Below are 12,632 nucleotides of genomic sequence, written 5' to 3'. Positions count from 1 at the left end.
AAAACTTCTGATTCTATAACCGGAACTTTTGGTTATAAAACTTAAAGTTTTAATCTTATAACTGAAACTTTTGATTATAGTTTACCTTTAATTGTCCGTAACTTTACTTCCTAAGAAAAGATATTAATGTAAGGAAGAAGCAGATTTTATATATAAATGTCTTGAGTGTTGCGGATAAACTATCAGCAATCCCTTTAGTTCATTCTGTACAGGTTTAGACCAAATATCGAACTGCTGATTCGCATATATAATATTTTATATCTTTTGTGCCTATATATCTTTTTAGTATGCATATATATTATCCCCGATCATTTACTATAATAAATTCGAAGTTACTTTAGGATTAGACTACAAAATCAAAAGAATAGACCTACATTTAATCCGACTCACAGGCATTATTTTAAGGAATAGTACAAAAAGAACATAAAAAAGGAAAGCAAGATTTGATAAATGAAATTTTAAACTTAACTTTGCGCCAAAGTTTTCTCAAAATATTCTATATTATAAATTTATAATCAACAATTTAACGGAATGAGATTTAGAACTATAATAATAAGTCTGTGCATTTGTCTAAGTTTTAGTTCTTGCATACGTGAAGAAGCGGCTAACACTGAAGCTGATATCGAATCTTGTACAGTTTCCGATCCCTCAGTGTTGAAAATGCAGCCAATTATTACTAATAATACGGTAATAATCATGGCGCAATCAACCATTGACATCACGCACTTTGCTCCTGAATTCACATTAACCAAAGGGGCCACTATTGAACCACCCAGCGGAACAGTAAGAGATTTCTCAAATCCACAAACTTATATAGTAACATCGGAAGACAGACAATGGAAAAAGGAATATACTGTCTATGTTGATATTTCTGATATTAAATTAGATTTTAATTTTGAGCATTGGGAAATAATAGAAGGAGCCAGAGGTAAACAATGGTACGGTTTTTATGAAATCTCAGAACAGGAGCAGAAACAGTTTATTTGGGCAACAGCTAACAGTGGATATGCCCTGACCGGATATGTTACTCCCGAAGGAGAAAAACTCACTAATCCTCTTATTTATCCAACTATCTCCTATGAAGCCGGTCATTCCGGAAAAGGAGTGAAACTTGAAACCAAACCGACCGGTGCATTCGGTGATTTGGTAAAAATGCCTTTAGCTGCCGGAAATTTATTCATAGGTTCCTTTGATGCCCAAGTAGCAGGTCAAGGCCCCGAAGAGGCATTAAAGTCAACATTATTCGGACTTCCGATCGCTTACAGTCCCAATAAAAAACCTAAGGCTTTTAATGTATGGTATAAGTATACTCCCGGAGAAGTATTCAGAAATGAACAAAAAGAAGAAGTGCCAGGTAAGGAAGACATATTCGATATGTATTCAATTCTTTATGAACCAACCGATGGGAAAGTTCTGGATGGTTCTATACAGTTCGATGATCCTTGCATTATAGCTATCGCTCGTATTAAAAACGCCAAACCTGCTTCTGAATACACATACCGATCAATACCTTTTGAATACCGTAAAGAAATTGATCCATCCAAACTGGTAACAGGTAAGTATTATACAGCAATTGTATTTTCGTCCAGTCTGGAAGGAGCATATTTCAGAGGTGCTATCGGAAGTACCCTTATCATTGATGAGGCTACAATTGAACTCGAAGACATAGAAAACATAGAAGACCATCTTAATTAAAACTATCAATGAACAAGAAAATAACCTTTATACTTCTGTGCCTGATTGTAGCTACTGTTGCTCAAGCTCAGGAAGATCGCAACAAGAATATTCTTAAATCACTGACAATAGGACTTGAATATCGTTTAAAAGCCGGATTTAACATAGGTGGGACATCTCCTATCCCCCTACCTGTTGAAATAAGAAAAATCAATAGTTATAAGCCTACAACAGCCTTCTCTATAGAAGGAGATGTAGTAAAAACGTTCGATAATAAGTGGGGAGTTAGCGCAGGGATCCGTTTAGAGACAAAAGGTATGGAAACGGATGCTACTGTGAAAAACTATCACATGAAAATGATTGCCAGTGACGGCGGCGAAATGGAAGGACAATGGACAGGAGGTGTAACAACAACCGTTAAACAATCGCTGTTAACTGTCCCTGTTTTAGCTCTTTACAAAGTGAGTAAGCGTTGGGAATTAGAGTTAGGCCCCTGGTTTTCTTACGTTCTATCAGGTGAGTTCTTTGGAGAAGCCTACGACGGTTATCTCAGAGACGGTGATCCGACAGGAGAAAAAGCAAATGTAAGTTCTGCTACCTACAACTTTAATGATGATTTAAGACGTTTCCAATGTGGTATGCAATTAGGTGCGCAATGGAGGGCCTTTTCTCACCTAAATGTAACTGCCAGCCTTACCTGGGGAGTAGTACCTATTTTCAAAAAAGATTTTGACACCGTTACATTTAATATGTTTCCTATTTACGGAAACATTGGTTTCGGTTATGTGTTCTAAAGAATAAACGATAAAAGAAAAAGATTATGAAGAAAAAATTACTTACAGCAATTATTGCGTTCATAGCAATCACAATGTCCTCATCAGCTTACGCACAAGTAAGTCAGGAAGCAGCAGGAACTTACAACGGTACGCTGACAGTTTCGCAAGATGGAAATACAATGGGAAAACCCAGTACAGAAAATGTATACCTCACGGCAACAGACGATTCTCACGTTACGTTAGAAATAAGGAATTTCTCATTTAACATGGGAACAGTTCTTGAGTTAGGAGATATAGTAATCCCGGAAGTGGAAATACAGAAAGAAGGAAATGTAATTACTATTCTTCCTAAAGAATTAAAAATGACGCTGAACATAGTAGGTGAAGTTACTGTACACCTTAATACATCAACAATTGTTGATAAAAAGATAGTATTATCTTTAAATGTAGAAACCATTTTCCCTGTTGAATTATTCATTGATGTGGATTTTGAAGGAACAATGACTGCAACTGGTATCTCAGACGTAACTATAAATAAACCTACAGTTTATTATAATCCTTCAATAGATGCTTTAATGGTGCAAGGTGCAGAAAATCAAAAGTATGATATATATAATGTCACTGGTATGCAAATCCTATCAGGAGTTTTAAATACAGAAGAAGTTAGTGTATCTACTCTATCCAGAGGTTTGTATCTTATAAAGATTGGTAATACTACGGTAAAGTTTATAAAAAAATAAACTCAAAATATCTCTAAAATAAAAGCTCCCTACAGATTTAGAAAAATAATCTGTAGGGAGCTTTTATTTTGGTTCATTACTTCTCATTGCGTTAACACCGTTAACGAAGTTTTTAACATTCAAATTCTTACCTTACAAGATTGTACATTTTAGCACCACAAGAATGTACAACCTTATATGGCAAAAGTGTACATTTAACACTAACATAAGTGTACACTCTTATAGGACTAAAAATATAGGATCATAACTATCTGACAAACAAAATATTAAATCAACAAACATATTCTATTCCGGATTTTCTTCCTCCAATGTCTATAATTGCTTTTTGAACAACTATCCATATATCGAAGGGATTAGAATGAACACCTTCTTTCACTATCTGCTTTAGATAAAACTACGGTATTACACAAAAAACACAAGTTATATAGAATAGCGTAGTCCTTTTATCTATTTGAACCACCGCACTACTCTATATAACTTGTGCCAAAGTTAGATAGCAGCCAGCTCTTTTATCGCGCCAGCTGCTATTTCAATTATCTAACAACTATTTTAGCTACATAAGATCCAACACGTACCACATACATAACATCTTTATCGATATTAGTAGAAATCACGTTATCTGTTCCTTCGTAAACCTTCACACCTTGTGTTGTATACACTTCAATTGTTTCAGTAGCTTCATTATTAGCTACACAAATCGCTCCGTTTTCACTATATACGCGAACATCAGAAAGCGAATTGTTATCAATTCCGGTAGGAGCCGTTATCTTCAGTACACCATTTACATAAGTAACTTCATAATTGGCAGCTGTACCTTTGGTTATAGCAATTGCAAACTCGTCACCAACTTTCGCATCAGATGGAATTTCCTTTTCAAGAGCAGCAACAGGAACTTTTGTACCAAATGCTTTTGCTACATCTTCATCGTAAACAAATCCATCGTATGTCAACTCAAAGGTTTCAGGTGCCGGACTTCCAATAAGTAAAGCCACATCTTTAGCTGTAACTGTAAGCGGAGCTTTAGCAATAGGAATGTCTACACGTTTTGACAGAGCCATATATTCATCATTAGCAGCAACCTTAATGGTTACATAAGTAGATGCATATGCAGATTTAATAGTCAAAGTTTTACCAGACACAGTAAGTCGGCTGGTACTTGAAGGAGTAATGGTATAATCAACAGATTCACCCTTATCATTCTTCACGATAAAAGGAGCTTCAAAAGGAGCATCACCATATACTTTCTCTATCTTTTCCGCGTTTTCTACTGTATATGCCTTTAAAGCTTTTACAGTCAATCCTGTATAAGTCTTGAATTCATAATTATCCAATACCTTTTGAGGGAATTTCACTGTCAGAGGAACAACTTCTCCAACTGCTGCAGTTTTAGGTGCTTTGTCAAATACTACATTAACCGTATCATTACCTAATGCTTCCATCACAGCAGCATCCTCTTTATATACAAATCCACTATAAGTAATTCTATAGTCAATATCAGACCCATATACGAAAAGCCCCTGAGCATCATTCTTGTTCAAATTAACTTTCGTACCATCCAAGTCATAATAAGGATAGACTGTCAGGAATGTTTTCCGGATTTCGGCACCATTATTGACAAAAGTTACATTATAGTTATTAGTTGAAACGGTTGTCAATGGATCACTTGAACCGGTAAATGAGAAGACAATGGGACGATAGTTTCCTATAACCTCATCCGTTGCCTCTTTTCCGGCAGCACCACTTGATATATAAATATTCTTTGTATCAAATATCTTATGTACCACATCGACTATCGTACCCTCACCATCATCATTTTTCAGTCCTTCATATTCAAATTCAACCCCATAGTCCGTACCATTGGCAGCTACTGACGAAGAAGTATTGAAGCTTATCGTCTTACCACGCTGACACCATGCCTTCAAAGTCATAGTCAATGATGCTTTTTCAATGGTCACCGTCACTGGGTCAGAAACAGCAGGTAATGCACCTTCTTTCTCCTGATGTGCCACTACAGTAGTAGTACCTGCACCAATAGCATAGAATTTCTTCGTTTCGGAATCATACTTCAGCACTTTGTCACTTCCAATTGTATAAGTGAACGGCACCTCTGTATTGGTTGATGTAAATGGTATTTCAAACCCATCACCATATACTTGAGACATATCAGCAGGAGCGGTTATATCGCCCACATAACTTCCTTTAAAGGTCAACGTATAGACATACGTCTTATTCACATCAGAAGTAGCATTGTCAGCACAAGTCACAGTCAGAGTCTTTATTACTTCATTAGCATCTTCCTTTGTTGTAGCTTCAGTTACCACTGCATCTTTACCAAAGGCTTTAGCTACAATCGCTTTATTGTGCTCGTTATAAGCCAGGTTATATTCAAACTTATCCGGATCGAATCCCGTAAGTTCTTCGCCACCCAACGTTACCGAACTCAATTTAGCATTATAAACAAGTGCAGCATCGTCTACCCACAATGTATTTTCTTTACCGATATCAGCACGTACCCAATAGTTACCTCCTGAGAATACTATATTCATCTTTTCAGGAACCAATTTTCCGTTTTCACCCTCTACATAGTTGACCGGAATAGAAAGACGTACCCAACCGTCTCCTTCAGTTTCTTTAGTAATGGTGTATTCAGTACTGGCAATCAAGACACCATCACCTTTTGTTTCGGCAGGGATAATTTCCTTTCCTAATATAGCCCGATCCTGATCGTCCACCTCTACATAGGTAACATCATTACCACTATGAGAATTAATTATTTTAGATTTAAAAGTTCCCTTCCACAGGTATACCAATACCTTAGCTGTCTCATTGGGCTTTTCTGTTCCTAATTTACGTTTATAATACACAGTCAGAGAATCCGGACGATAAGTGAAATCAATACCACCGTTTACTCCACCATTACTCATATCATTCCCCCCCAGCATACCGGACATATCAGCAAAAACCCACATTTTGCCTAAAGTGACAAAAGCAGGAGCATTAGCACCTATTCCCAACATACCAACATAATCATTCATAATTTTAGCACCGGTTCCTGTACGGCCTGCATCAGGAAATACAAACTCCTTACCTACTATAATCTGGTATACATTTGAAGCGGTCCACCCTACAGGTTGTTTACCTACCAGCTTTCCCTCAGCAGGATAGCAATCTTCCCACTCTTCAAAATCTCCTTTAATTTGCTGTGCCAACGCACTTCCTGCGTACAACACAACACACATCATTAAAGTAATAAATTTCTTCATACACTTCTCTTTTTAATATAAATACAATCTTTCGTGAACCATAAACCGGAAATCCCCTATTGATTCACATCATTCATAAAAACGTTGCAAAGTAACAACCGTTTTTGTTTTCAGTCAAGGTCTATTTCTGTAATCTTATATCCCATTACTAAGGTATTTTATCATTTTACCCTATAAATCACCCAAATAAGGGTATCTATTACCACTTTTTCATGTCCTATAACTAAAATAAAAATACCTATTCATAAAATACTTGTATATTTGGGCGTTGAAAAAAGAGAATACACATGAAAAAGGAATTACCCAAAATAGACATCAGTGAAGATTTTGTAATAGGCAGTAATGCTGATATAGATCCTAATATACTAAATCTCTATACCAGCTATCCATGCCGACTTAAAGCCGAAGTCTTTGTACTCTGTATGGGAGGGAGTATTGAAGCCAGCATAAACCTTTCGGACTATACCATAAAGAAATATGATTTCGTAACGCTCTCTCCGGCGAGTATTATTCAGATTAATAAGATAGAAGGTGATTTAAAACTCTATTTCATGGTATTTTCTTCCGATTTTATTAACGGGATAAGTAAAACCAAAGCTATTATTGACCTTATTTATATAACTAAAAATCACCCGGTATTATCGCTGCCTCAGGAGTTTGCCAATATTTATGAAGAGTTCTTTCTACTCATGATGAAAGTATATTATAAGAAGCGGTCTCCTTATAATCCAGAGATACTAAAATGTATGCTGTTATCTATTCTGTACAGACTGAGTGATATGTATCATGAACGCCCTGTTCGAAACAAAAGCAGTTTAAACAGAGGTGAAGATATATGTAAAGCATTTGGAAATTTGGTAATTCAGCACTACACACAGGAAAGAAATATTTCATATTATGCACAACAACTAAACATAACGCCTTCCCACCTGAGCAATACCGTAAAACATATCACAGGGAAGACCGTCATGGATATCATTTCAGAAGTGGTCATTGTTGATGCACAAGCACAGCTAAAGTCAACCAATACACCTATACACGAAATTGCAGATTCATTAAACTTTCCGAATGTATCTTTCTTTGGGAAGTATTTCAAACGACTCACAGGAATGAGTCCTCAGCAGTACCGAAACAGTGATAAATAAAAGTAAAAAAGTATAGTAAACTAAAAACCAATAAAGGTCCCTCTTCCTACTAATAAGAAAAGCCAGCTAATCCGATCAGCTGGCTTTTCGTTCATATTTATTTCAGGTTTACTTTGTCATTACGCGTGTTACATAAGAACCTATTTTTACAAGATAAATTGTATTTGAAGATAATCCATGGATAGTCATCGTACCATTAACAGTAGATTGTGCAACCAACATTCCTTGTACGGAATATACTTCAATAAGCTCTTCCAACTGTGCTCCTTCAACAACCACACCACTTTCTATACCTTTTATGCTCAATGAGTTATATGTATTTTGTTCAACACCTACACCGCCTTTGAATGTTAAAGTATAAGTATGATAGTTTGCAGCGTTATCAGCAATATCATTACCTTTCACTGTTATAGTTAGCACTTTGCCAGCAGCAGTAACTTCTACTGTAGCACCTTTACCATCTGCTTCTGCAACAACATCTGCCACAACAGGCATAACACCATCTACTGCATATTCATAAGTATCTTTGTCGAAACCAGTTAATGCAGTACCACTAATAGTTATTGATTTGAGTTTAGAGTTATAAACGAAAGCTACATTGTCAGCACTCAGCGTATTGCCATTACCAATTCTGGTACGATTGAAATAATCCGCACTAGATATGATCACATTAGCCTTCTCCGGTTTCTCATCACTTACATAGTTCAATGGAACGGATATACGTGTCCAGTCAGCCAATTCCTTAACGGTTTCTTCGGCAGATGCAATTAAAGTAATGCCTCCTGCAGCCTCTCCGCCATTCTTTGTTCCGAGAATGTCGATATCGCGATCAATTAGCAACTGCCAGGACGAGCCTGTTGATGTAAATAGATCTCCTGTAGCCGGAGCCATGGAAGTAGATGTACCTTTCCATAAATAAGCAATAATTTTTGCTTCTTCATTAAGATTCGTACCTGCAAGTTTACTCCCTGCATCTGCATAAGTACGCTTGTAATAACCTATAATAGAGTCTGGCTGATAAGAGAAGTTAACCCCTCCGATAGTTCCACCGTCACTATCATCTGTATCCGGTATTCCACCTGGATAAATTGATGACATTAAACCTATCATATCTGCATACACCCAAGGCCTACCTAATGCAATATATCCCGGTGCATTAGATTCAATCCCCATTGCTCCCGGACGTCCATTAATCATCTTCACAGCCAATTTATCATCACCTACAACATGAGATTCTTTTTCAACCATGACAAAATTCATACTTCCCATCTGAGTTACATTGGATGAATACCAGCCATCTGCTACTGTGCCCCATCTTTCCTCATTCAGAGCATCGGGTCCCCACTGTACCTGCTTTTCAAAATCCCCTTTGATCTGAGAACCATTCATTATTTTATCCGAAGGAGTGAATTTCAGTGTATATGTATGATCTGCCCCATTCACTTTATCTGTCACCACAATTGTAACAGTGTGTTCTGAAGTGCTCAGTTGCATGTCTACTGATGTCAAATTAGGATCAGAATTAACCGATACCACCGGATAAACTCCATTAGTCATTTCAAGACCGTCATAAGAAGTGACAGCAGGATCAAAATCTTCAAGTTTAACATCATTCAATGCAATAGCAGTAGCACCAAAAGTAGTACCTTTTCTAACCAATGAATAGACATGCTGATTAGAAGCACCATCGTTGCCGGTAACTACAATCTTCATAATATTATCACCTTCCTGAATGTCGACTTTAGCACCTTTACCATCAGAAATCGCTACGATATCATCCTTAGCAGGAAACTCGCCTTGAAGTACATACATATAGGTATCTTTATTAAACCCCTCTAAAGGTGTACCATTAATAGTAATTGATTTTAGTTTTGAGTTATAAATAAATTTAAAATCATCAGCCCATAAAGTATTACCTTTACCAATAGTTTTGTCATTAAAATATTCTGCACTGGAAATAATTACATTTGCTTTTTCCGGCACTCCATCTGTTAAATAATTCACAGGAAGACTAACATAAGTCCAATCTTCATAATCTCCTTCAATAAATTTATCAACAGTAGCGACTAATGAAAAATCTTCACTTTTAGTAACACCTTCTGTGATCATACCTAAAACATCCTTATCACGGTCAACCATTTCCTGAGGTTCTACATCCTCTTTCTCTTTTAAGCTCAATCCACTTTTTACTTGCGATTTAGTAGTTCCTGTCCAGAAATAAGCTAAAATTTGAGCTTTTTCATTCAAATTTTGTTCACCCTCCTTCTTTCCTGTATCCACACCGTGTTGTCTTTTAATATAACCCACAATAGAGTCTGGCTGAGAAGTGAATTCTACACCTCCATGAGTTCCTCCATCGCTAGCCAAAATCTTACTACCACTACCAAATAGGACTAATTTACACCATGCATAACTCCAAAACTCTCCTAAGCTAACAAAAGCAGGAGCATTTGCTCCCAACCCCATTGCACCGCAAAAATCGTTCACCATCTTTATACTTTTACCACCTGTAGTAGTACGATCTGCATCTCCAAAAACAATAGGAAATTTTAGCACACGATCTACATTAGATGCATACCACCCTTCTGGATAGATACCATCTGTTTTCTCCCAAGTATTTTGAATATCAAAATCTCCTTTGATCTGTGACGATACATTTCCTTGTGCCGAAGCCCATGAACAACTTACTGCTGCACAAAGCACCATAAGTAACTGTTTCTTCATACTTTTTTTTGTTTTTTAAATTAACTATTCCAATTCCATCTTTATTTCAAAAAAGACATTGCAAAATACGGTATTTTTGAATCTCCTCACAAGGTCTATTCCTTCTAATTTATGTTCTATTACTTAATTCTTTTATTTATCTCTCTATATATTACACAAATACAATAAATATATTCTTTTTTCATGTTCTATAACTTAAACGCCCATGTCTATTCATTAATTATTTCTATATTTGAACACACATTAAACATTTAAACAATTATGGAAAAGATATTGCCCAAAATTGATATAACCGAAGATTTCGTGATTGGAAGTAATGCGGACATAGACAATAGTATACTAAGCCTTTATACCCAATATCCTTGCCGGCTTAAAGCTGAAATTTTTGTGCTTTGTATGGGAGGAAGTCTGGAAGCTACCATCAACTTAACAGATTATACTATCCGGGAAAATGATTTTATCACACTTTCTCCGGGAAGCATCATCCAGATAAACAAGATCGAAGGTAAATTAAAACTCTACTTCATGGTATTCTCTTCCAAATTTATTGAAGGAATAAGCAAAACAAAATCAATTATTGACCTTATCTATATAACCAAAAACCATCCGATACTATCGTTACCAAAGGAATTCGCCTGCATTTATGAGGAATTTTTCACACTCATGATGAAAATATATTATAAAGAACATTCTCCTTACAACCCCGAAATATTGAAGTGTATGCTTCTTTCAATTCTATACAGACTGAGCGATATGTATCACGAACGTCCCATACGGAGTGAAACAGCATTAAGTAGAAGCGAAGAGATATGTAAAACATTCAGTCATCTGGTAATTCAACACTATACCACAGAAAGAAATATCTTATATTATGCAAAACAGATGAATATAACACCTACTCATCTGAGTAACACTGTAAAACATGTTACCGGAAAGACTGTCATGGATATTATATCAGAGGTTGTAATAGTAGATGCCAAAGCACAACTAAAATCAACCAATATACCCATACATGAAATTTCAGACTCCCTGAATTTTCCTAATGTGTCTTTCTTTGGAAAATATTTTAAGCGCCTTACCGGTATGAGCCCTCAACAATATCGAAACAGCGATAAATAAAAGTAAAGTTATCAACTATAGTGTTAGATAAATTGTTATATTTGCAATATACAATCTCTTAAATTACACAACATCATGTTCAATTCATTCGGAAACATATTCAGACTCACCAGCTTTGGAGAATCTCACGGGAAAGGCATCGGAGGCGTTATTGACGGCTTTCCGGCAGGTATCAGGATTGACGAAGAGTTCGTCCAAAAAGAGCTCAGTCGTCGTCGTCCGGGACAATCGGCTATTACCACCTCACGCAAAGAAGAAGATAAAGTAGAGTTTCTTTCAGGGATCTTCGAAGGGAAATCTACCGGTTGCCCTATCGGATTTATTGTATGGAATCAGAATCAGCATTCCAACGATTACAATAATTTGGAGTATGTATATCGTCCATCGCATGCCGATTATACTTATAAAGTAAAATATGGCATTCGCGATCATCGTGGTGGCGGACGATCTTCTGCACGAGAAACTATTTCACGTGTTGTTGCAGGTGCATTAGCTAAATTAGCATTAAAGCAATTGGGCATTCATATCACAGCTTATACATCACAAGTGGGCCCCATCAAGCTGGAAGGAAATTATACTGATTATGATCTGGATCTGATTGAAAGTAATCCCGTACGTTGTCCTGACCCGGAAAAAGCAAAAGAGATGCAAGACCTTATTTACAAGATAAAGGGAGAAGGGGATACCATTGGCGGAGTATTGACTTGTGTAATCAAGGGCTGTCCCATCGGATTGGGACAACCGGTATTCGGAAAGCTACATGCTGCACTTGGAAACGCCATGCTGAGTATCAATGCTGCCAAAGCTTTTGAATACGGTGATGGATTTAAAGGCCTAAAGCAAAAAGGTTCGGAACAAAATGATGTGTTTTACAATAACAACGGACGTATTGAGACACGTACGAACCATTCGGGAGGTATCCAGGGTGGTATCAGTAACGGACAGGATATCTTCTTCCGCGTTGCGTTCAAACCGGTAGCTACAGTATTGATGCAGCAGGAAACCGTGAATATAGACGGTATCGATACTACTTTAAAGGCACGCGGACGCCATGATCCTTGTGTATTGCCCCGTGCAGTACCTATCGTAGAAGCAATGGCTGCTATGACAATACTCGACTATTATTTACTGGATAGAATGACACAGTTATAGTTTAGCAGTCAGCAGTTAGTAGTCAGTAGCTGGAATCCT

At 36.8% G+C, this 12,632-nt stretch carries 8 protein-coding genes; 6 read left to right on the top strand and 2 right to left on the bottom strand.

The features are described 5' to 3' along the window. The first annotated feature begins 696 nt into the window (after nt 1–696). From K8P02_RS01340 to K8P02_RS01330, 3 genes are read left to right on the top strand one after another with little or no spacing between them, the layout of a single operon-like run. On the top strand, nt 697–1,695 hold the full coding sequence (locus K8P02_RS01340) for a PCMD domain-containing protein (protein ID WP_223381900.1): 999 nt from the start codon (nt 697–699) through the stop codon (nt 1,693–1,695). Nucleotides 1,696–1,703: 8 nt separating this feature from the next. Beyond that, on the top strand, nt 1,704–2,468 hold the full coding sequence (locus K8P02_RS01335) for a porin family protein (protein ID WP_025866518.1): 765 nt from the start codon (nt 1,704–1,706) through the stop codon (nt 2,466–2,468). Nucleotides 2,469–2,494: 26 nt separating this feature from the next. Beyond that, complete coding sequence (locus K8P02_RS01330) at nt 2,495–3,190, top strand: calycin-like domain-containing protein (RefSeq protein WP_025866519.1); 696 nt, start codon at nt 2,495–2,497, stop codon at nt 3,188–3,190. Between the two features lie 533 nt (nt 3,191–3,723). Here K8P02_RS01330 and K8P02_RS01325 read toward each other — a convergent pair. After that, on the bottom strand, nt 3,724–6,453 hold the full coding sequence (locus tag K8P02_RS01325; RefSeq protein WP_025866520.1) for an MBG domain-containing protein: 2,730 nt from the start codon (nt 6,451–6,453) through the stop codon (nt 3,724–3,726). A gap of 287 nt (nt 6,454–6,740) precedes the next feature. On the opposite strand from K8P02_RS01325, the gene K8P02_RS01320 reads away from it, so the two are divergent. After that, nucleotides 6,741–7,598, top strand: a complete 858-nt coding sequence (locus tag K8P02_RS01320) for a helix-turn-helix domain-containing protein (protein WP_025866521.1) — start codon at nt 6,741–6,743, stop codon at nt 7,596–7,598. A 108-nt stretch (nt 7,599–7,706) separates the two neighbouring features. Here K8P02_RS01320 and K8P02_RS01315 read toward each other — a convergent pair whose 3' ends face one another. Beyond that, the gene (locus tag K8P02_RS01315) at nt 7,707–10,322 is read right to left on the bottom strand and encodes a hypothetical protein (protein ID WP_025866522.1); all 2,616 of its coding nucleotides are present in this window, start codon (nt 10,320–10,322) and stop codon (nt 7,707–7,709) included. Between the two features lie 261 nt (nt 10,323–10,583). Here K8P02_RS01315 and K8P02_RS01310 point away from each other — a divergent pair, with 261 nt between their 5' ends. Both K8P02_RS01310 and aroC read left to right on the top strand, forming a co-directional pair. Next, the gene (locus K8P02_RS01310) at nt 10,584–11,441 is read left to right on the top strand and encodes a helix-turn-helix domain-containing protein (protein WP_025866523.1); all 858 of its coding nucleotides are present in this window, start codon (nt 10,584–10,586) and stop codon (nt 11,439–11,441) included. 75 nt (nt 11,442–11,516) lie between these two features. Beyond that, nucleotides 11,517–12,593, top strand: coding sequence for a chorismate synthase (gene aroC / locus K8P02_RS01305; RefSeq protein WP_002559432.1), 1,077 nt, complete (start codon nt 11,517–11,519; stop codon nt 12,591–12,593). The last annotated feature ends 39 nt before the right edge of the window (nt 12,594–12,632 follow it).

This window comes from Bacteroides nordii (assembly GCF_019930665.1).
Classification (GTDB): domain Bacteria; phylum Bacteroidota; class Bacteroidia; order Bacteroidales; family Bacteroidaceae; genus Bacteroides; species Bacteroides nordii.
This window is presented reverse-complemented; position numbering and strand designations above follow the sequence as displayed.

Coding starts and splice junctions, on each gene's coding strand:
- K8P02_RS01340 (WP_223381900.1), top strand. CDS start 697: ATGGCGCAATCAACCATTGACATCACGCACTTTGCTCCTGAATTCACA.
- K8P02_RS01335 (WP_025866518.1), top strand. CDS start 1,704: ATGAACAAGAAAATAACCTTTATACTTCTGTGCCTGATTGTAGCTACT.
- K8P02_RS01330 (WP_025866519.1), top strand. CDS start 2,495: ATGAAGAAAAAATTACTTACAGCAATTATTGCGTTCATAGCAATCACA.
- K8P02_RS01325 (WP_025866520.1), bottom strand. CDS start 6,453: ATGAAGAAATTTATTACTTTAATGATGTGTGTTGTGTTGTACGCAGGA.
- K8P02_RS01320 (WP_025866521.1), top strand. CDS start 6,741: ATGAAAAAGGAATTACCCAAAATAGACATCAGTGAAGATTTTGTAATA.
- K8P02_RS01315 (WP_025866522.1), bottom strand. CDS start 10,322: ATGAAGAAACAGTTACTTATGGTGCTTTGTGCAGCAGTAAGTTGTTCA.
- K8P02_RS01310 (WP_025866523.1), top strand. CDS start 10,584: ATGGAAAAGATATTGCCCAAAATTGATATAACCGAAGATTTCGTGATT.
- aroC (WP_002559432.1), top strand. CDS start 11,517: ATGTTCAATTCATTCGGAAACATATTCAGACTCACCAGCTTTGGAGAA.